The sequence below is a fragment of the uncultured Brachyspira sp. genome (assembly GCF_934747485.1).
GTDB lineage: Bacteria > Spirochaetota > Brachyspiria > Brachyspirales > Brachyspiraceae > Brachyspira.
The window spans coordinates 1-21,578 of sequence record NZ_CAKVGN010000052.1 but is presented as its reverse complement, the minus strand read 5'-3'; the positions used below and the strand labels follow the sequence as shown (position 1 = coordinate 21,578).

At 28.4% G+C, this 21,578-nt stretch carries 24 protein-coding genes and 1 riboswitch; of the genes, 12 read left to right on the top strand and 12 right to left on the bottom strand.

The window, feature by feature from the left end:
- Positions 1-185: 185 nt before the first annotated feature.
- Positions 186-734, top strand: a complete 549-nt coding sequence (locus Q0H31_RS09635) for a hypothetical protein (RefSeq protein ID WP_295297667.1) — start codon at positions 186-188, stop codon at positions 732-734.
- 94 nt (positions 735-828) lie between these two features.
- A complete protein-coding gene (locus tag Q0H31_RS09630; protein ID WP_295297666.1) occupies positions 829-1,827 on the top strand; it encodes an aldose epimerase family protein in 999 nt (332 codons plus the stop codon).
- 725 nt (positions 1,828-2,552) lie between these two features.
- Here Q0H31_RS09630 and Q0H31_RS09625 read toward each other — a convergent pair.
- The 4 genes from Q0H31_RS09625 to cdaA are packed head-to-tail and all read right to left on the bottom strand — an operon-like array spanning position 2,553 to position 5,209.
- Positions 2,553-3,062, bottom strand: a complete 510-nt coding sequence (locus Q0H31_RS09625) for a Gx transporter family protein (protein WP_295297665.1) — start codon at positions 3,060-3,062, stop codon at positions 2,553-2,555.
- Between the two features lie 29 nt (positions 3,063-3,091).
- On the bottom strand, positions 3,092-3,469 hold the full coding sequence (locus tag Q0H31_RS09620) for a NusG domain II-containing protein (RefSeq protein WP_295297663.1): 378 nt from the start codon (positions 3,467-3,469) through the stop codon (positions 3,092-3,094).
- Entirely contained in the window at positions 3,454-4,422 is a 969-nt protein-coding gene (locus Q0H31_RS09615) for a CdaR family protein (protein WP_295297661.1), read from the bottom strand. The genes Q0H31_RS09620 and Q0H31_RS09615 overlap by 16 nt, the downstream gene beginning before the upstream one ends.
- A 1-nt stretch (position 4,423) precedes the next feature.
- Positions 4,424-5,209 (bottom strand): diadenylate cyclase CdaA, encoded by a 786-nt coding sequence (gene cdaA / locus Q0H31_RS09610; protein ID WP_295297659.1) that lies wholly within the window; start codon positions 5,207-5,209, stop codon positions 4,424-4,426.
- A 76-nt stretch (positions 5,210-5,285) separates the two neighbouring features.
- On the opposite strand from cdaA, the gene Q0H31_RS09605 reads away from it, so the two are divergent.
- Positions 5,286-5,954: a hypothetical protein gene (locus Q0H31_RS09605; protein ID WP_295297657.1), complete on the top strand. Its 669-nt coding sequence runs from the start codon at positions 5,286-5,288 to the stop codon at positions 5,952-5,954.
- Positions 5,955-5,976: 22 nt separating this feature from the next.
- Positions 5,977-6,372, top strand: coding sequence for a secondary thiamine-phosphate synthase enzyme YjbQ (locus Q0H31_RS09600; RefSeq protein ID WP_295297655.1), 396 nt, complete (start codon positions 5,977-5,979; stop codon positions 6,370-6,372).
- 197 nt (positions 6,373-6,569) lie between these two features.
- On the opposite strand, the gene Q0H31_RS09595 is transcribed toward Q0H31_RS09600, so the two are convergent.
- The 6 genes from Q0H31_RS09595 to Q0H31_RS09570 all read right to left on the bottom strand — a co-directional run bounded on the left by Q0H31_RS09595 (position 6,570) and on the right by Q0H31_RS09570 (position 10,719).
- Positions 6,570-7,040 carry a GNAT family N-acetyltransferase gene (locus Q0H31_RS09595; RefSeq protein ID WP_295297654.1) on the bottom strand — a complete coding sequence of 157 codons (471 nt, stop codon included), beginning with the start codon at positions 7,038-7,040 and terminating at the stop codon, positions 6,570-6,572.
- Complete coding sequence (locus Q0H31_RS09590) at positions 7,024-7,386, bottom strand: hypothetical protein (protein ID WP_295297653.1); 363 nt, start codon at positions 7,384-7,386, stop codon at positions 7,024-7,026. Before Q0H31_RS09590 ends, Q0H31_RS09595 begins: the two co-directional genes overlap by 17 nt.
- A gap of 81 nt (positions 7,387-7,467) precedes the next feature.
- Positions 7,468-8,295 (bottom strand): glycosyltransferase family 2 protein, encoded by an 828-nt coding sequence (locus Q0H31_RS09585; protein ID WP_295297651.1) that lies wholly within the window; start codon positions 8,293-8,295, stop codon positions 7,468-7,470.
- Positions 8,285-9,274 (bottom strand): glycosyltransferase family 9 protein, encoded by a 990-nt coding sequence (locus Q0H31_RS09580; RefSeq protein WP_295297649.1) that lies wholly within the window; start codon positions 9,272-9,274, stop codon positions 8,285-8,287. Before Q0H31_RS09580 ends, Q0H31_RS09585 begins: the two co-directional genes overlap by 11 nt.
- On the bottom strand, positions 9,274-10,032 hold the full coding sequence (locus Q0H31_RS09575; protein WP_295297647.1) for a hypothetical protein: 759 nt from the start codon (positions 10,030-10,032) through the stop codon (positions 9,274-9,276). The genes Q0H31_RS09580 and Q0H31_RS09575 overlap by 1 nt, the downstream gene beginning before the upstream one ends.
- 6 nt (positions 10,033-10,038) lie before the next feature.
- Entirely contained in the window at positions 10,039-10,719 is a 681-nt protein-coding gene (locus tag Q0H31_RS09570; RefSeq protein WP_295297646.1) for an ATP/GTP-binding protein, read from the bottom strand.
- A 255-nt stretch (positions 10,720-10,974) separates the two neighbouring features.
- Between Q0H31_RS09570 and Q0H31_RS09565 the strand changes: the two genes are divergently transcribed.
- The 8 genes from Q0H31_RS09565 to nth all read left to right on the top strand — a co-directional run bounded on the left by Q0H31_RS09565 (position 10,975) and on the right by nth (position 17,964).
- On the top strand, positions 10,975-11,628 hold the full coding sequence (locus tag Q0H31_RS09565) for a hypothetical protein (RefSeq protein ID WP_295297644.1): 654 nt from the start codon (positions 10,975-10,977) through the stop codon (positions 11,626-11,628).
- Between the two features lie 4 nt (positions 11,629-11,632).
- The gene (locus Q0H31_RS09560) at positions 11,633-12,121 is read left to right on the top strand and encodes a hypothetical protein (protein WP_295297643.1); all 489 of its coding nucleotides are present in this window, start codon (positions 11,633-11,635) and stop codon (positions 12,119-12,121) included.
- A 166-nt stretch (positions 12,122-12,287) separates the two neighbouring features.
- Entirely contained in the window at positions 12,288-13,538 is a 1,251-nt protein-coding gene (gene ftsA, locus Q0H31_RS09555) for a cell division protein FtsA (protein ID WP_295297641.1), read from the top strand.
- Between the two features lie 229 nt (positions 13,539-13,767).
- A complete protein-coding gene (locus tag Q0H31_RS09550) occupies positions 13,768-14,724 on the top strand; it encodes a flagellar filament outer layer protein FlaA (protein WP_295297639.1) in 957 nt (318 codons plus the stop codon).
- A 96-nt stretch (positions 14,725-14,820) separates the two neighbouring features.
- Positions 14,821-15,378 (top strand): hydrolase, encoded by a 558-nt coding sequence (locus tag Q0H31_RS09545; protein WP_295297637.1) that lies wholly within the window; start codon positions 14,821-14,823, stop codon positions 15,376-15,378.
- Positions 15,379-15,404: 26 nt separating this feature from the next.
- On the top strand, positions 15,405-16,166 hold the full coding sequence (gene tpiA, locus Q0H31_RS09540; RefSeq protein WP_367117133.1) for a triose-phosphate isomerase: 762 nt from the start codon (positions 15,405-15,407) through the stop codon (positions 16,164-16,166).
- A 101-nt stretch (positions 16,167-16,267) separates the two neighbouring features.
- A complete protein-coding gene (locus Q0H31_RS09535; protein WP_295297633.1) occupies positions 16,268-17,299 on the top strand; it encodes a DUF4163 domain-containing protein in 1,032 nt (343 codons plus the stop codon).
- Positions 17,300-17,310: 11 nt separating this feature from the next.
- Positions 17,311-17,964: an endonuclease III gene (nth, locus tag Q0H31_RS09530; RefSeq protein ID WP_295297631.1), complete on the top strand. Its 654-nt coding sequence runs from the start codon at positions 17,311-17,313 to the stop codon at positions 17,962-17,964.
- A gap of 251 nt (positions 17,965-18,215) precedes the next feature.
- On the opposite strand, the gene Q0H31_RS09525 is transcribed toward nth, so the two are convergent.
- Positions 18,216-20,156, bottom strand: coding sequence for a TonB-dependent siderophore receptor (locus Q0H31_RS09525; protein ID WP_295297630.1), 1,941 nt, complete (start codon positions 20,154-20,156; stop codon positions 18,216-18,218).
- Positions 20,157-20,162: 6 nt separating this feature from the next.
- Positions 20,163-21,119, bottom strand: coding sequence for a hypothetical protein (locus Q0H31_RS09520; protein ID WP_295297628.1), 957 nt, complete (start codon positions 21,117-21,119; stop codon positions 20,163-20,165).
- Positions 21,120-21,201: 82 nt separating this feature from the next.
- Positions 21,202-21,340: riboswitch (cobalamin riboswitch) on the bottom strand.
- Positions 21,341-21,578: the final 238 nt, after the last annotated feature.

The following is a 21,578-nucleotide window of genomic DNA, read 5'->3' as shown; positions in this document are numbered from 1 at the left end:
TTAGTTAATTAAATTATAAGGAATACCTGCTTTTTTTAAACTAAAAAACGTGCAATATGTATGGCTCCTAAACAAATTAAAAAATAATATGTAATTGATATTTTTATTTCTTAATAGTAAAATAATATCATTATATTTGTTCATAATGAGTATAATAAAAATTGTAAGGCAGTGTGGAAATTATTATGATTAGATTACTCATGTTTTTATTTATATTTTCTGCTTGTTTATATTCTCAAAATGCTCCTATCAATGTAAATAAAAGTTTTTTTAGCAGAGATGGAAATTTATTATATAATAAAGATTTAAAAATACATGCTATTAGGAATATCACTTTTGATGATAAATCTAATTACGAAATGATGATATTAAAAGGCAGAAATTGGTATTATTATTCTCCTTTACAAAAAATTGGAAATTATTATAAATATATAGGAACTATTGCTTTGAATGATGAAAATAATTCATGCAATAATAGAGGTTTTTATAATATAGCAAACAAGTCAAATTATTTTACTATAGAGCATGAATACTGCAATAACGATTCTGATAAGCTTATGTTTTATATAACATTTAAATTAGATATAAACACAAAGAATATATATTTGCATAGATGCAGTGCTGTTGTTAATAGAACTCAATTTGAGACTGATATTAATAGTTTAGGAAGAAGAGTTTTGTACGATGAGGTAACAGAGGATATGCTTGTGAAATTAATATTTGATTATATGTAATCTATATAAACGATTGTTTTTTATAAATGCATTATTAGTTTTTTGAAACATAACATTATAAATAGTTTAAAAAATATTATTAGGAGATAAATATATGACAAAAGAGAAGTTTGGAGAAAACGGATTTTTATATACATTAGAAAATAGTAATGGATTAAAATTAAAGTTAGCAGATGTTGGAGCTTCCATAACAGGAATATTTTTTAAAAACAAAAAAGGGGAGAATATTGAAGTAGCTTTTGGTTCCGATGATGTCAGCTTTTATAGTGCTAAGGCAAAGAACGGTCATATGGGTGCTACTGTTGGAAGGGTGGCTGGCAAAACATTAAACTCTGCTTTTAAAATAGGAGATAAAGAATACAAATTGAATGCAAACAAGCCTCCTCATCATACTCATGGCGGAGCAGATGGACTTTCTTATGTGTTTTTTACTTCAAAAGAAATTGATAAAAACAAAATAGAGTTTCATTATTTATCAAAAGATGGAGAAGAAGGATATCCGGGCAATTTAGATTTAAATGTTATATATACGCTTACAAAAGACAATGAAGTTATAATAGACTATAAAGCAACAACTGATAAGCCAACACCAGTAAACATAATGAATCATTCTTATTTTAATTTGAATGGAACGGGAAAGATTAACAATCATAAAATATTGATAGATGCTAATTATTATTTGCCTGAAGATGAAAGCGGTGATAGTTCAGGAGAGATTTTCAAAGTAGATAATACTCCTTATGACTTTAGAAATATTAAAGAAATTGACAGCATAATAAAAGCCAAAGGCGGATGCGATAATTGTTTTGTGTTTGATGATAATGATATAAAAAAATCTAAAGTGAAAGTTATTTCCGAAGAGAGTTTAATATCTTTAGAAGTGTTTACAGACATGCCTTCGGTTTTGCTCTACACTGCTAATTCTCTAAACAATTTACAAGTGAGAGGGCAAACATTAAATAAACATGAGGCTTTTTGTTTGGAGACACAGTATTTTACTTTAGCATTAAATTATAATCATTTTCCAAGTATAATACTTTATTCGGATAGAGAGTTTAAGCATAGAACTATTTATAAGTTTTCTGCTTTGTGATGGATTTATTTTATAACTAAATTAGTAAATATTTAAGTTTTACATAAGATAATACCATATGTTTTTGTAATACTTGATAGAAATGCAGTCTTTTTGGTTCTTTTGGCCATACCTAAAGGTACTTCCTTCGGTTGCAAAAAGAAGTGGGGGTATGGGGGCTAGCCTCCAAGAATAAAAAAACATAAAAATATTTTTTGATATACTTAAAAATTTTTAGTACATAGTAAAACAATTATTTTCTGTCAACTTTTTTATTGTTCTTTTTCCCGCCGCAAAAAGTTGCAAAAAGTGCAAGTGCTTAAGTTTTCTGTTTACGTTTGGTAAAAGTGCGAATGTTTTAGCTTTATATATAATAAATATATATAAAGTAATACCATATGTTTTTAGCTATATTTTATAAAATGCAGTTCTTTTGCTTCTTTTATACCAATAAAAGAAGTGGGGGTGTGGGGGCAAAGCCACCACAAATAATTAAAATAAATAAAGTTAAAATTTTCAGTATATTTTAAAATAACTATATCTTTTATATTAGTTTTTTATTCAACTTTTTCCCGCATCTACGCACCTAAAGGTATTTACTTCGGTCGCGGTGCGGACTTCGTCAAAGTTTTTACCCTACGGGTACGCTTCGCGAAAAGTACAAATATTTAAGTTATTTATCTACGTTTAGCGAAAGTGCAAATATTTTAGTTTTATATAATATATAAAATAATACAATATATTTTTTATTCTCTGTTAAAAATAATAGTAAATATTCCTATTATGCTGCCTGTTATTAATGATATTATCAACACAGGAAGTATTAAAAATTTTATATCCGGCAAATTAAAAAGATATTGAGAAAGTATTGCTTGTGATAAATTGCTTACTAATGCTCCGGCAATGCTTACGCCCAAAAGCGAAAAAATGTTTTTAAAATTTCTCATTGCCTTCATTACTATAACAGACATAATACCTCCAGTTATTCCAAGGTAAAATGGCGGGGTGAGAATATAAGCAAATACTATAGCAACAGATATGTTTTTTATAGCTATCATAAGAAGGAGCTCTTTTAAATTAAATGAATCTAAAACCATTAATATGATAATAAAAGAAAAGCCTATCCTAAAATACGGTATAGGTCTTGGAAACATATTTTCTATTGCAGCAATAAATGAAGATAAAAAAGCAAAAAATATTATATCATAAACTCTTCTTTTTCCAGTATGTGTTTTAATCTCTTCAAAAAGTGTCATATTAAAAACCTTTATTTACTTTGCAATATTTATTGTACAACAGAATCTATTGTTATATCATTTTCAGTGTTTTTTTCAAATCTTATTAATACCCCATTAGGCATGCATATTATAGGGGCATTTTTTAATTCGCCTGCTTTTATGCAAAGTTTATCTCTGCATGGAGAATGTTCAAATTTTATTTTTTTGTCTTTTATAATAATTGTAGTCTCTCCAATAAGACCTTCTGCTTTTATTTCTCTGTCTGTATTCAAATCATATCTTAAAGATTTTGAGGGTGTATCTATTATAATTTTACTGCCTTTATTTTCTATTAAGTTTTTTGCATAATAAATAATGGATATTACTATAATTAAAATAATAATAATATCTCCAAACTTAATATTTTTTATTATTGATTTGTCCATATTTTTTCTACTTCTATATCGAAAAATGAAGGCTCTATATATGATAATTTGGCATAATCTGGAATATTTGCTTCTATTGATATATTAGAGTATATGCCTTCATTTGTGATGTTTATTAAATTTAATGAAAGCAGTATATCCTCTTTTTTTAAGTTTTCTATTAAGTTTTTATTCATTTCTAATACGATTTTTTTTACAATTAAAGGCTCGCTATATTTTATATTGAATCTGCTATTTAAATTATTAATATTTAATTCTATATTTTCAAAAGTTACTATTTCTATATCTTTATTAAAAATTATACTAGCATCTACTCTAAAAGTATCAGATTTAACATTTGGCGGTATGTTTAAAGTAAGTTTAGTATTATAATCCAAATATTTATCATCAAGGTCTATGGTTCTGGTATATAATTTATCTATTTGAGATATTAAAGTTTTTGGTCCTGATATTATAGTGTTTGAAGGATTAATGATTATATTTTCAATTTCAAGACCTAAAGATGCTTTTCCAACTGTTTGTACTTCTATTGGAACGGTTTTGTATGCTAATTGGTCTAACACTACAGGTATTTTGTTTGGGGTGATATTTATATTAAGTGATGAATAATCTGCATCATCTTCTAAATATACTTTATACATATTGCTTCCAATTTGTGCATTGGTTAAATCTATATAGGCAGAAAAATCTCTTGGAAGTTCATATATATTATCTTTAAATCCCTTTACACTAACTGTTACAGTTTCTTTAATATTGTTTGCAACTAATAGTTTTGCGGGTAGGTTTTTTATATTTAATTTTGTAGTATATTCTTTATTATATTCCTGCTGATATCTTACATATAAAAAAAGCATAAAAGACATAGTTAAACATAAAGCTTTAATCCAGAATCTGTTTGTTATATAGGATAACAATTTTTTATGTTTAATTTTTTCTATTATAATATCTTTCATTTTAGTCTACTTTTACCTCTAAAAGCTCTCCGAGTCTTTTATATAATTCATCTCTGCTTAAATTATATTCTAATATTCCCCCATGAACAATAGATACGCATTGAGTCTCTTCTGAAACAACTACTACAACAGCATCAGTCTGCTCAGATATACCAATTGCCGCCCTATGCCTAGTGCCGAGTCTTCTGTTTTTTATTTGCGGTTCTGTTTCTGTGAGCGGTAAATATGCACTTGCTGCAGCTATTCTATTTTCCATTATAATTGCAGCACCATCATGTATGGGATTATTTTTGAAAAATATAGATTCTAATAATTCTATAGAGATATCGGCATTAATTTTTACTGCTTTGTCTACAAGAGAATGCAGAGATATATTTCTTTGAAATACTATTAAAGCACCATATCCTTTGTATGACAAATTAAAAGTTGCACTCATAATTTTTTGTATTTGGTCTTCATTGTATCCGAATGATTTTTTAAATAATGCTCTTCCGCCTAATATTCTTAGACCATGTTTTATTTCTGCCTGAAACAGCACTACTATTGCAATAAGACCTACTTGGAAAAACTTATCAAATAACCATGAGAGGGTAGTGAGACCGAAGATTTTTGCTATTAAGGTGATAAAGAAAAGTATTATAAAACCAAGGGCTATGCTGTATGCTCGGGTATTATACATAAGCATGTAGAAAATGTAAAATAATATAGCTACTAAGATTATATCAAGACTATAAAAAAGATAACGCCAATTTGAAGTTGATATAAAATTGTTGATATTATACAGCATATAATTATTATAACATATATATGTATATTTGCAAATAATAAAAAATATTATAATATTAAAACTGAGGTATTTTTTAATGTATTTTTTTAAAAGGCTGTTTTTAATAATAATTTTTATTTTTATTTTAAGTTTTAATATATTCGCACAAAAAAATAGATTCGAGATATTATTAAATGTACCTTTTGGAATGAGCATTGGTTTTTCAGATTATAAGCTTGTTAATAATCCTACTGTTTTAAGCATGAAGAGTTTTGTAGATTTTGAGATTGGGGCTTCTTTACAATTTGGATATATGTATTTAATATCTGATAGGTTAGCTTTGAGTATATTAGCGGAGTTTGGATATAGTCATGATAGTTATTCTTATAGGTCTAAAGATTTAAAAACGACTTATTCTTATTATTTTGAAAATATTCTTGTTGGGGTTTTGCCTAAGTTTATAATTGATAACTTTTCTATTGGTTTTGGAATTGGGGTAAAGATGCCTGGTATAGTTAATTATATAGAGAGAGTTGATAATAAAAATGTTTATAATACAAGTTTATATTACAGTGAAGCTGCTCCTGTTACTTTTATTAAATTAACTTTTGATTATTCATTTGCTGTTAATAGATATATTAATATTAATTTGGGAAGCTATATTCTTTATGATGTTTTTGTACGTGTTAATAATCCGCATTATCAGTATCATAATATAAGTGCACTTAGTGTTGGAATGCAATTAGCTTTAAGATTTGTTATATAATAAAAAATTAAGGAGAGTATTTATGCATACTATTAATGTAAAAACTAACTCAAGATTTGATATTGTAGACATTACTGAAGAGGTTAGAAGATGTGTTTTTGAAGAGAATGCGGAGTCAGGTATAGCTGTTATATTTACGCCTCACACTACTGCGGGTGTTGGTATTAATGAAAATGCAGACAGTAATGTTTTATTTGATATGAAGAATGCTTTTAATAAAGTAGTGGCTCAGCATGATAATTATAGGCACTCTGAAGGTAATTCGCAGGCACATGTTTTATCGTCTTTAGTTTCTCCAAGTTTAACAGTTATAATAGAAAATAAAGATATAGTTTTAGGTGTTTGGCAGGATATATATTTCTTTGAGTTTGATGGTGCGAGGAATAGAAAAGTTTATGTTCAGATAATTAATAAATAAAATACTATTATTGCACTTGGGAGGAGCAGCCCTTGTGCAATAATATTAGGGTTAATGTTTATCTATTTTTTAAGTTTCTTTTTTATAAAGTTTATAATTGAACCAATTAAATCTATTAATATTCACATATAAATACCTTTTATAGCTGATATTATATATGAATAAAGCTATTTGTCAATATACATATATGAGGTATTTTAAAAAATCATCGGGTGAAAATGAACTCCGTTTTCTATTTTTATATTGTCATAAATGGCAACAAAACCCAATTTCTTATAGAAGTCTATAGCATAATCGCTCGAATTAACTGAGTATCTATCGCTTTTTGTTATATCTTTAACTTTCTCAAATAGACTCTTTCCTAAGCCGAGTCTAAAATACTCATCATCAACAAATAAAAGTGATATATGATTATAATTTCTTATTTCTATAAAGCCTATAATAATATTTTTTTTAATGTCTTTTGCTTTAAGAATTAGAGAGCCGTCAATATATGTTCTCATTAATATGTTATTATAATTAATGAAAGTTAATATATTATTTATTCCTTCATCTGTATCCAATGATGAATTGTATTTAAGATATATTTTTTTAGCTAAATTGCTAATTTCTTCTAAATCTTCTATTTGAGCTTTTTTTATTTCAAAGTTATTATTGATTAAACACATTCATAATTCTTTGAAACGGCAAGTGATTAGTGTCTTTAATAAGATTGCCATTTTTATAATATCTCAAATAAGGAATAAGGTCATTTTTCCATTCTTTTTCTTTGAAGTTCATAAACTCTTCATAGAGAGGACTTTCATTATATTTACATATAAATACAGTTAAATCTACATCATTATTTTGTTCATTGGCTACTAATTCTCTATTTAATCCTTTCCAATCTCCGCACCAATCTTGAGTGAATATAGCAAGCACTTTTTCTGAAGTATTTTTTATATCATTGCTTACTTCTTTATTTTCCATAATATATTTCATTTCATTATCATCTATTGTTTTAAAAGTTATCATTAGTATTACACTCCATATTATTATTTATTATATTTTAATATATAATTATGTTTTTATCAATTATTGTTTATTTTATAGTATTTATCTTATACTTTGAGTATAATCATTATCATTTTTCTTTTTTATTTTATTTTTATAATATTTTTTTATAGGTTTAAATAATATATCAGTTATCCAGCCATTATCAGTAGGGAAAACTCTTCTTCTTGAAATAAACAATATACATTTTCCTATCCATAATACTTTAGAGCTTGCATCGCATATATCGTTTGAATATTGAGCATCATCTCCGTCGCCTATTCTCACTTTCCAACCGCCAGTTTTTCTTGCAATTTCTGTTTTTGTAGCTATGCCTGTAGTATGTGTTCTATTTGGTACATTCCAAATATTCACAAAACCTTTTTTATTTTTCATCATCTTAAACCATCTTGCAATCCAAGGAACAAATTGCACAGGAAAACGCTTCATCATAAATCTTGGGCAATGCCTTATAAAATTAACATAACTTTTTGAATAATTATTAGGAAGTACATTATAAAAAGCTTCTAAGACAGCATAAGTTTTGCATAATGTAGTATCTGTTTTACCCTCTATTATAGGACGTACCATATTTTCTACAAAATTATTAGATATTGCAACATCAGCATCAAAAAATATTATCACCTTTCCAAATGCTTCTTTAAGCCCTGTGTTTCTCATATACTGCACATCAGATTTTCTGTCATTATGTATAATTCTAACTCCCTCATAAGATTTAGCTATTTCCAATGTTTTATCTGTGGAAGAATCATCTATAATAAGTATATCCATTTTTAAATTAGTTTTTTGCGATTTTATAGAATCCAAAAGTATAGGCAAATATTTTTCTTCGTTGTATGTAGTTATAGAAAGAGTAACATCATAATCCATTAATAATTCCTTCAAATTTATTTATTACCTCTTCTGGTTTTATTATCTCTCTGCATTCAAAAGTGTTAAGGGAGCATTTTCTGCCGCCGCAGATGCAAGCCTTATTATCTAGTTTTTTTTCTATTATATGGCTGTTAATACCTATTGGAGAGTTCATACCGGCGGGTGTGGCAAAATACAGAGCTAAAGTAGGTATTCCAACTATAGAAGCAACATGCATAGCACCAGAATCGTTACCTATAAAACCATCGCATAAGCTAAGTATAGCAGCTATATTATCTAATGAAGTATATTGTATAATAGGTTCTTCTTTTAGCATAGATTTTATTTTATCAGATATTTCTTTTTCATTTGGAGTTGTTACAAATAAAGTCAAAGCATTATATTTAGAAGATAAATAATTAATAACTTCAGCAAAATATTCTTCTTTCCAAATTTTACCAAAACTATTAGTAGCACCTATGCCGTAAGCAAATATTTTTTTGTTTTCTGGGTTTATAGATTTTATATAATCTTTAGCATTGTTTAGGATATCTTCTTTTATGTTTAATTTCATGGTTGGGCGTTGTTTATTTATATTAATGGCTTTAAGTAAATTAACATAATAATCTGCGGTATGCCACCATCTTACACTCTCTCTTTCAATAGCCTCTGTAAGCATAAAGTTTCTATAATCAGCTTTGTATCCTATACGTCTTTTTATACCATGACCGAATACCCTAAAAGCACTTTCAAAAGAATTAGGGAAAAGCAAAGCAGTATCAAAATGATATTTTCTTAAAGCAGGGAAATTTTTTAACTCTATTACATCATCAACTAATCCGCTTACAGTAAGTATGCCGAACATTGATTTCTTTGCTAATACAGTTATCTTTATGTCTTTATATTCTTCTTTTATTAAATGTATCGCAGGCAAAGACATCACTATATCACCAAGCCAATTTGGAGCATGTATTAATAAGTTTTTTATTTCTTTCATTAAGATATATCCAGCTGAGAAACAAACTCTTCATATTTTGCTATAATACCAATACAAACATTTCTATTCATAACAAGCTTATTAGTTTTTCTCGTATTAATAAAATAATCATAAAGCATAGAAAAATCATTTCCATAAAAAATACTAAGCCAAGTATCCCTTGCCTCATCTACAACAGATGTGTTTTTACATTTTATTATATAATAATTTAATTTTTCTTCTTTATCTTGAACCGATATTACAATCTCTATTTCATTATCATTTATTAAAGTGATTTGGTCTTGTATATATGTTTTTTCTATTATATTTTCATTATTTTTTATAATAAACTCTTCTTTATCTATAGTATGGTTAGAATGATAATAAACATTTTCAAATATCATTTTTACTATAAACGGTTTTAAGTCTATATTAATAGCTTTTGTTTCTATTAAAGTTTTAGCCAAATTAGCCACTCCAGCATCAAGAAGTGTTAGTGTAAGTTTGCCGTTATCCATTTCTAAATTATTAATAATGCATCCATGCATCTGATTAAGTCCCAAATAGTTTAAAGATTTTCCGAGTCTATTTGAGTTTGACAAAATAAAGTTTCTGTATATTTTTTCTTCTATATAAACATCATCAAATACTTTATCATCTAATACAATAGCATTTTTATCAGCTCTTATCTCATACTGATTATAAAATATAGTTTCGTATATACTCGGAGAAAGCAATGGGGCTAACTCATATAATTTTTTATTGTTATAATAATCCATACTAAGTTATACAACGTTCCCTATATTTTTTATATCATATTCTATATTAAACAACTGATATTTAGTTTTTATATTTTGTTTAATTAAATTACTATTAACGCAGCTGCATATCACATCTATATTTTTTTCTTTAGAGAGTTTTTCAGCTATCTCTTCGCCTCGTATAATATCTTCTGCAGAAGTATCATTCATAAGATGAGTGTTGTTTATTATGCCTGTAACATTTAATGTGAGTATAGCTTCTATAGAGATAAGATGCCCCAATGCAAGTTCAAAAGTGGAGTTTTCTTTTCTGTTTGCATTAAGAACAAAAAATACATCAGTTTCATCTGTTTGAACATATTCTCTAAAAGTAGCAAAAGCTAAGCTTCCAACAGAGTTTCCACCCATATCTATTATTCCTATAATATCTTTATTATTAAATATAGAATAAACTTCAGCAGACACGGCAGGTAAATCAGAGCCGGATTGCGGCAGGTAGGTTCCTATTATTTTTATATCTTTATCTTTGAGGTTTTGAGAATGTTCTCTTGAACGGAAGTAAGGATTAACAATATCCAAATCGGCTATATATATTGGGGTGTTTGTTTTGTTTCTTAAATAGATGGCATAATTAATAGAGAAAGTAGTTTTCCCTGAGCCGTAATGGCCGCATATTATAGTTACTCTATTATTTTTTATATTCATATCCACCTACATTAAAAAATTTTTTTATAGAATATTTCATACTATAATATAATATATTTTAGAATATTTTCAAATTTTAGTATACATAATTATTATGTAATTTTTATAATGCGGTTGTTTTTTTATAAAAAATAGTTTTATGATAAATATTTTTATAAGTTTTATAAATTATAAGTAAATAGCAATATGTAAAAAAAATAATTAAATTAAAAATATAGTCGATACTATATTATAGTTTAAAGTAGGTAAAGTATTATGAGATATATATTAATAATGATGTTTTTGTTTTGTTTGAATTTGTTTAGTCAGTATGCAACTAATGATGCTTATACTCCTCCTCAAAATAATAATAACAATACAACAACAACAGAAGAAAGTTATATAACTAATGATGCGGTAGTTGGAAGAAAGCCGGCGGTGATTAATATACCTATTACAGGATTTAAAAATATAAAATTGGGTTCTACGAGAGAAGATACAATTAAGGCTATATTGGAAGATAATACGATGATGCTTCCTAAAGAATATATGCTCAATACTAATGGGGTTGATTTGGCTTCTGAGGAAAGTGCTACTTTTTTATCATTAGAAGAGAATAAGTTTTATAAGAGCGGGTATTTTATTTTTAAAGATGATTCATTATATTCTATTACTATATATTTTCAGCCTGATCAGGTGGATTTTTTAGAATTATTGTCTTCTTTGTCTGCTAAATATGGAAAGGGAGCTTTTTTGGATGCAGAAACTGTTTCTTGGCAAAATGGAGACAATAGAATTATATTAGAGCGTCCGAGCATTATTAAATATATTAATATGAATAATATTACAACTACTTCTCAAACAAGAATAAAAGAGAAAGAATCTATACCTCCTCAAAACAACAGAAAAGAGATATTGGAAGGGCTTTAATTTTATGCATAATATTATTTTAACAATTTTTTTATTTGTTTTATTTAGTTTATTTGTTTCTTGCGGAAGCGGCAGCCAGAAAGTAGAAATTGTTTTAAGCGATGATGAAAACAAAGAGGCTGTTGAGATAAAAAGCTATAATGAAGAAGAATTAAAAACAGCTGCTTTAAAATCTTTAGAGGAGTTTTTGTTGTTGCCGTATGATGAAGAGAGTGTGAAGATGGCTTATAATAATTTTTATTCATCTAATTATAAAGAAATTTTGGCTAAGACAAGAAATGTAAAAAATGCAGATGAATATGCTGCATCTAGCCCTTCATTAGATTTTGAGTTTGAGACGAAAATAGATAAAGTTTATAGTATAAAGCTTGAGGGTAAAAATGCTTATATAGATGTAGGCACTTCAGTTTATGATAGAGTAAATAAATCCACTGCAAATATGAGACAAACATTTATTATGGCTCAGGAAGGCGACAAGTGGGTTATTAATTAATTTTTTATAATTTTTCTGTATTTTCAAAAATAAATATTTATCAAAAGTATTAAAAAAGTATATAAATTAGTATATTTAAAATATATTATTAAAGAATAAAAAAATATTAATGAAAACAATAATATTCCGAAAATATTAACATAATACTTTATTTAGGAGTTAAACCTTGAAAGAGCCAATAATAGCTGGTGTAGATATCGGCACTTCATCAATAAAAACTGTAATAGCAAGGGTTAATGAAGATAAGCTTGATATTATAGGCATAGGGGAGAGCGAGAGTGATGGTATTAGAAAGGGTATTATAGTAAATATAGATGCTGCAGCTGATGCTATAGAGAAATCTATAAACAAGGCAGAAGATATGGCAGGACTTCAGGCTCCTGATGTGATAGCTACTATAGGTGGCGACCATATAAAAGGTATGAACAGCAAAGGCGTTATAGGTGTTAACACAAAAGATAAGGAAATAACTCCATTAGAAATAGAAAGGGTATTAGAAAGTGCTAAAAATGTTCGTTTGCCTTCGGACATAGAAATTATAGAAACTATAGAACAAGAATATTCTTTAGACGGTCAAGATGAGATAAAAAACCCTATAGGAATGTCTGGAACAAGATTAGAAACTAAGGTTCATCTTATCACTGGTCTTAAATATGTGAGTGAAAATTTAAGAAGAACTTTAAATAAGATGAAGTTCAGCGGTAAAGATTTTATAGTGAGCGTACGCGGAAGTGCTGAGGCTTGTCTTACAGAAGATGAAAAAGAGCTTGGAGTGGTTGTGTTTGATATAGGGCATTCTACTACATCGCTTATGGTGTTTTTGGAAGGCTCTGTTTGGCATACTGCTGTTATACCTATAGGAAGTCAGCATATTACAAATGACATAGCAGAAGGATTAAGAGTAACTATTCCTACAGCAGAGAGATTGAAATGCGAGTACGGCTGTGCTTTTATAGATATGGTAGGCGATAAAGAGATAGTTGAAGTTCCTACTACAAGCGGCAAGAGTAAGGCTATACCTAAGAAGTTTTTAACAGAAATCATACAAGCGAGGGTTGAAGAGATACTCAGTTTATGCGGCAAAGAATTATCAAAGATGAAGTATATAGATTCTTTATCTGCCGGCATGGTTTTTACAGGAGGAGGTTCTTTGCTTCCCGGTTTGGTTGAATTAGCCAAAGCATATCAAAGTACAGTAAAAGGTTCTATGCCTATTACAGCGAGGATAGGAGTTCCTAATAATATTTACGGCATCACAGATATTGCTAATAATCCTTCTTATTCTGCCGTTATCGGCATACTGATGATGAGTTTAGATGAGGCTACTAAAGTTAATATCCCTAATGCCAAGAAGACAACAGAAAAGAAAAAATTTACATTAAAAATAAAAAATCCATTTTCTGAGTTTTTTAAATAGATATTTATTTTTATGTTATTTTTTTAATAGATGTAAAATTATATATAAAATTATGATAGTTTTTAGAAGCTTGATTTTATATTTTAATTTTTGGATTATGTAAACTAAAATTACACATTATTTTTATAGATTTAGTTATTTTTATTAAATCTACTTGACAAATTGGGTAATTTAGTGTATAAAATAATATTATTATGCTTATTAATTAGTACAAGGAGTGCAATAAATTATGAAAAAGTTATTCGCAGTATTAGCTTCTATTTTTGTTGCTGCATCTGCTTACGGTGTAACAAATTCAACTTTAATTGATTTTGCTATAACAGGTAATGCTGATAACTTGCAAGCAGCAGGAGATGATACAAATGAAGTAGTTTCTGTTCAGCAAAATCTTTACAACGATAACTGGGTAGTATGGTTGAATGAATCTGCTAGATTAACAGAAAACCGCAGGAATTCATATGTTACTAACGTAGATAGTAAAGGTAATAACGGAGCTTGGGAAGCTGGTAAAGTTCTTGGTGTAAGAGTACATTTCCCATTACAAGCTTGGAATAGCTATGCTTTAGTAAAACCTGCTTATCAACTTGAAATGTATGGCGGAGCTGATGGTACAAAATATACAGAAGGCAAAGGTGTAATACACAATGTTGGCGAAATTAAATCTATTAGCTCTTGGGTATATGGACGTAATTATTTAGTTAGTTATTTTGTAAACTTACAAAATGAATTAGGCGAATTAAAATCTTATCCTATGGGTACACTTTACTTCAGCGGTTGGAGACAAGTAAAATGGGAAAATAGAGAGTATTTAGCTAATGTTCGCGACAGAGTATTAGTAAGAACACCTCTTTATCCTAGAATGATCCCTTCTGTAAAATTAGACTCTTTATGTTTCTATAGAACTAAAGATACTGTAGGCGGAGACTTCATCGCTTATGTTAAAGATGTTACTATGGAATATGATGTAGTAGTTGTTGATTTTGAAGAAGATATCGACGATGAAGCTACTTGGCAGTTATTAAAAACTGAAAACGAAAGAAAACAAGCTATTGAAAATGCAAGAATTCGTGAAGCTGCTGAATTACAACAATTAGAACAAAGACGTATTAATGGCGGCGGTGATGCTCAGCAACAAGATGCTGGTGCAGCTCAAAATACACAAACTGAAGAAACTGCTGCTCAATAATAATTAAGCGAGTTTTAAAAAGTTTTAAGGGGAAGCAAATATTTAAGTTGTTTCCCCTTATTTGTATTTTAAGTTTTTTATTTTAAGGATTTATTTATGAAACTAATGAATGAACCTATATTAGACAAAAATGATTCTCTATATATTTGTATAGATTTGCAAACTAAGCTGCTTCCTGCTATGGATAATTTGGATAATCTTATAAAAAAGTCTAATATACTGCTTAAGACTTCTGAAATATATGATATACCTCTTTTAGTTACTGAGCAGTATCCTAAAGGTTTAGGCTCTACAGATGAGAGAATAATACTGCCTAAGCATCATAAGTTATTTTCTAAGACTCATTTTAGTGTATTTGCTAGCGAAGATTTTGTTCATGAGTTTAACAGTTTAAATAAAAAGAATATTATAGTATTTGGAGCTGAGACTCATGTATGCGTATATTATAGTGTTTATCATTTGATTCAAAATGGGTATAATGTTTATGTGGCTGCTGATGCTTGTGCTTCCAGAACTGATAGTGATAAGCAGATTGGCTTAGAGCAGATGAGAAAATTGGGGGCTAATATTATCAGTACTGAGATGGTGCTTTTTGGATTTATAGAAAGTTCTAAGGTGCCTAATTTTAAAGATTTAAGTAATTTATTAAAATAATTTATTTTATAATAAGGAGAATAATTATTATGAGAAGAAAACTTATAGCTGGTAACTGGAAAATGAATAATACTAACAAAGAGGCTTTAGAGTTAGTAAAACAGTTAAAAGATTTAGTAAAAGATGTTAAAGACAGAGATATTATGATAGCACCTACTTTTACTTGTTTGAGCGATGTTAATAATGCTATTAAAGGAAGCAATATTAAATTAGGAGCACAGAATTTATATTTTGAGGAGAAGGGAGCTTTTACCGGACAGATTTCTGCTGATATGCTTCTTAATGTTGGCTGTGAGTATGTTATTGTTGGGCACTCTGAATGTCGCGATATATTTGGCGAGAAAGATGAGCTTATAAACAAAAAAGTAAAAAGAGCTTTAGACAAAAACTTAGTTCCTGTTTTATGTGTGGGTGAACATTTAGAAGAGAGAGAGAAGGGTATTACTTCTGATATAGTAAGCAGTCAAGTAAAAGAAGCTTTTAAGGGTTTAAGTGAGGCTGAGGCTAAAAAGGTGGTTATAGCTTATGAACCTGTTTGGGCTATTGGTACTGGCAAAACTGCTACTCCGCAAGATGCTGATGATGTACATAAAACTATAAGAGATACATTAAAATCAATTTACAATGATGGTGTTGCTGAGGGTATGATTATACTTTACGGCGGAAGTGTTAATGAAAAGAATGCTGATGATTTGCTTAATATGCCTAATATAGACGGTGCTTTGGTTGGTGGTGCTTCTTTGGTTGCTGATAAGTTTGCAAGAATAGTTAATTATATAGCTAAGTAAATTATTAAATAATTTTTATTTTGTTAGGGGGATATTAGTCCCCCTTGTTTTATTTTTTCATTTATATTATTATATTTAAACTATAATTTATGGGTTTTTAAATGAAAAAAGTTATATATATTTTTTTGTTATTTTCTTCTTTAGTTTTTTCACAAAATGCAGAAATATCAAAAAAAGATTTTTATTTTCTTAAAGGAAATATCGGCACTACTCCTATAAGTATGTATTTATATATAGATGATAATAATAATCTTACAGGTAAATATTATTATGATACTATAAAGCAAGTTATCAGTCTAAAGGGCAGCATCAATGGAAATACATTTCATCTTGATGAGAGTATTAATGATAGAATAATAGGTTCTTTAGACGGAGAAGTTAGCAGCGAAATGGTTTTTACTGGTAATTGGGTTTCTGCTGACAAAAATAATACTTTCAGTTTTTCTTTTTCTTTGGATAATAATTATCCTATAAATAAAATTAAGATTATAAATGCTAAATTAAATATTAAAGATGATAATGGAAGCTTTGAATCGAGCAGAGATGCTGTTATTATAGAAAACAATAAAAATGCAAAGGCAATAAATAGAATATCATTAGACATTGATGAAACTAAATCTATAAATGAAGAAAATATAATGGAAACACTTAATAATTTAATTTCATCGCAATATAATACTTGGAAAGAGACTATTAATGATAAGTTTAATATGCAAAGAAATATTGAAGTATCATATATAGATGAAAATATTATATCATTTTCTTTATATAATTATTCTTATGCTGGCGGAGTTCATGGAATATATAATGTTCAGCCTAATATATATTTAATATCCACAGGAAAGAGAATTGGTTTAAGTGTATCAGAGCTTATAGATGATGTTGCTGATATTGATTTAATTAATTTGATGCGTACAAAACTTACAAGAAACATGTCAGAATCTGATTTTTTTGATTTTGACAGCATTACATTAAGCGATACATTTGACATTACTCCCACGGGTATAAAGTTTATATGGCCTGCCTATAAGATATCCGATTATGCACATGGTATTATTGAAATAGAGTTTAGATATTCTGAATTAAAACCTTTTGTGAAAGAAGATTCTGTGTTTATGTATTTATTTGAATAGGTGGTTTTTTTATGAATGATAAAGATATACACCCTATAATGAAAGAGCTTACGAAAGTTACCAAGTCAATGCCTATGCCTGTGGTAACAGAGATAAAGCTTATTACAAACAGAGATGCTTATAAAATATTAATTTCCACTATGCTTTCTCTTAGAACAAAAGACCCTACAACAAGAGATGCTTCTATGAGGCTGTTTGAAAAGGCAGGAAATGCCAAAGAGATGATAAAGCTTTCTGAAGAAGAGATTGCTAAGCTTATTTACCCTGTAGGCTTTTATAATGTGAAGGCAAAAAATATACTTGAAGTTTCTCATATGATTATTAATGATTATAATGGGGAAGTGCCTGATGAGATTGATGAGCTTTTAAAACTCAAAGGGGTAGGGAGAAAGGTTGCCAATTTAGTAGTTACAGAGGCTTTTGATAAAGACGGCATATGTGTTGACACGCATGTACATAGAATATCAAATAGATTCGGTTACGTTCACACAAAGACACCGGAGGAGACAGAGTTTGCCTTGAGGGAAAAGCTTCCAAAAGAATATTGGAGGGTTTACAATGACACATTAGTTGTTTATGGTCAGAATTTGTGTAAGCCCATTAGCCCTTTATGCAGTGAATGTACAGTTTCACAGTATTGCGACTATTTCAAGAACAAGAAATAAAATTTTTATGTTTTTATTTTTATTCAACTTTTTCCTGCAGCTCGTAGTGCGGACTTCGTCAAAAGAACCAAAAAGTGCAAGTGCTATAGCTTTATATTTTGGAATATATAAAACAATGGATATATTTTGATATACATAAAAAGCTATAATCTATTAAATGCAGTTCTTTTGGTTCTTTTATACCAATAAAAGAACTGGGGGTTCGGGGGCTAGTCCCCGAAAACAATAAAAAATAATTCTCTAAATATAAACTAAAAATTATACCCAATCTCAAATTCAAAAGTAAATGGCTTTGCTACTGAATAGGCTGATAACATAGGGGTTCTATTCAAAATGTTCTTAAAATGCATAGAAAATATTAAATGCTTAAACCATATAGAATAAAATGATATATTCAAATTATGAAATGCTTCTGAATAATAGGTTGGATAATTTGATGTCATTGCTCTTGGGCTTGAATATATATAATAAATATTAAAAGATAATGAGCTTAATATTTTACTATCTGAAACAAAATCATATCCGAGCAGTGCTGTTACAACATTATTCGGCAAACCTATCTTAGGAAATTTATCCTCACCCATATAAGCAAGCTGATAAGAATATCCTATTTTTGTTTTTATTTTATGATATTTTGCAAAAGGTATATCATAACCTATGCTTGAGCTAACTATATGCGAAACTGCTGTATCAACATTCTCTGGTATATTACTAAACCATATTATTTTATTTGTATAGGTAGTATATGCATAAGAGGCTTCTATTTTTAGGTTGGTTACAGGTTCCATTGTTAGTTTAGTGAGTAATTGATTATAGCTTTCTGGAAGAAGTTGAGGATTGCTAAACACTCCATAATAAAGGTCATTAAAAGTAGGGGCTGTATAATCACTCATGTAAGCAACATATAAGCCATATCCTTTATAAAAGTTTAAATTGAATCCGGCAGTGTAAGCTAAATAGTTTTTATTCCTTTGGTTTGTAAATATTTCATTTTGGTATTCATATTTTATGCTTGGAAGTAATGTAAATATAGGTACATTATTATCCCAATATCCGAAAGAAAGCTGCATTTCATATCTTAAAGAAAGTGAATGCCTTTGGGGGTAGTAATAGAAGTTGGTTTCTATTGCATTTGTATCTTCTGTTAAAATATCGTATCTGTATTCTGGAGTTAATTTGTTATACATTGTAATAGTGTTGGGGATAAATTCATCCATTCTTGATAGAGAAGCGGTTAAAGCTGCAGCATGTGATTTATAATCTGATACAAATTTCCCATCTTGAAAATATGGTCTGTCTACAAATGAATCAAATAAATATGATAGTGTAATATTATAATCTAAAATATCAGAAAAGCCGTTATAAGATACAGCAGATGTTAGAGTAGTAAAAGTAAACCAAGAATCTGTTTTATTAACAGGAGGAATTTCATATTGTGCTGCAGAGCTTGAATACGATACATTGGCAAATACATTTATAAAGTTTTTATTATTGAATGTGTATTTATAATTGGCAGATGAATTAGCAATAAACTGCCTATTGTCTCTAAAATTTCCTTGAACTCTATTTCCTGATAAATTAGTAAAATCATAATAGTAATTAGCATCACTGTAATAGGAATCCGCAGTAAAAGTAAACACTTGATTATCGTCAATATTTCTCGAAAATAGTATAGAAGGTCTTATAGTATTATATACACCATAGCCTAATGACACTAAAAGTATATCCTGAGCGGGAGTTTTTGTAGTTATATATATAGAATTTCCTATTATTTCTATGGATTCTATCAAATTTGATGGTATTCTTCTTAAGTCTACTCCAGCATCAGCATTTCCCTTAGCAGTGTTCATAAGCACACCATTAAGATATATCTTTATGTTATCTCCATTAGCCCCAGCAGGATCAACTACCTCATTACCCATATATGTGCCCTTATTTACGAATCCGGGCTGATTAGCAAGCACTTCTTGAGCATTTTTATAACCCATTCTCTCTATTTCTTCAGAGGTTATAGTTTTATTATTTACATTTATAGGGCTTTTGTATGCTGAGTTTGAAGAAGAAGCATTATTTGTTTGATTAGCTATTTCTGCCTTTGAAGTAACCCATATACCTCCTTTAAGCTCTCTTATAAGGTATGTTTGAGAATAAAGCACAGAAGCAAAAAGGAAGTATATGATAAAATGTTTCATAATTATTTATTGCTGATTATAATTAAAGTCTTTTATAGTTCCAAGAGAAAAAGCTCCCCATTTCTCGTATACTAAAGTTTTCCATTGTTCATCTGTAATAGGAGCACCATCTTTATTTATTCCATATCCTGAAGCATTCATTAGATTTCCTTCAGTGTCTATATGAAATATAAGCCATTTTGAAGAATCACTATATCTTTCATCTAAATATAGTGCCCCTATCCAATTTGTGCCTTTCCATTCTATATTTGTAGCATACATAAATTTTCCTAGAACTTTTCCATCATTTTCCATATATGTTGCATTTTCATCTGTTTTTCTTGTTGTTCCAGTTACTCCTGCAGGTAAAATAATCTGATTTGTAAAAATATTCATCCAGTTGCTATAAAAATAGTCTTGTTTTCTTTTATCTTGCCAGCTCAAAGCTAAAATTTTTTCATCTGATAATAATCTATAATTGCGATTTCCTTTTCCAGGTTCTATGTATATATATTCTGATTCTACACATTCAATATAATTTGTAAAATATTCTAAAGTGAAGTTATTTTTTGCTTCTTCTAATGTGCTTGCCAATGCGGCATCTGTAGAAAATTGTACGCTGTTTGTTTTTAATCCTATAAAAGCAACACTGTAATATTTATTTATCAATGATGAATCACTATTTTCTACTATCTTTCCATATATTACTCCTGAAGTGTTGTCATTATTCCAAACAATTTCTTCAACTTCTATTTTAAAAACAGTAACATCTTTTGATATGGAGGTAAAATTCTCTCCATCATATTTATATATTAATGCATCATCAGTTTTGCTTTTCCAATTATTTTTAAGAATGCTGTGATTTATATTTTTTTTCCATTCTGGTATTGCTGCTTCGTCATTATTATCATTTGGATAATTTGGACTTGTACATGATGATAAAAAAATAATAAATGATAGTAATAGAATAAAATATTTTTGCATAAAAAAACTCCTTTAAAATTAGGAGCGAATACATAAAAAAGTTTATAAGTTTTTAGATAAAACCCATAATATAGTGCACTCGACTCGATTATTTTTTACAATAAGGCATTCCGACTTCGTTAGTTTTTCACAACTAAGCTTTACGGTTGCGGGCCAGCGTGGGATTTTCACCCTCATTCCCCTTATTGCACAAAAGAGTATACAACAAAAAAAATCTATGTCAAGAAAATTACTTTTTTATATCTGTTTAGGAGCCATAGATATTGCACGTTTTTTAGTTAAAATAAAGTAGGTATTCCTTATAATATAAATAGCTAAATTTAAAGGAATACCTATGAAAGAATATACTTCAAATCAAAGAAAAAAGATAGTTCTAAAAATTAATAAAGTTAAGAATAAAGAAATATTAGCTTCTAAATATGATATTAGTATTAGAACATATTATTATTGGAAAAGGCA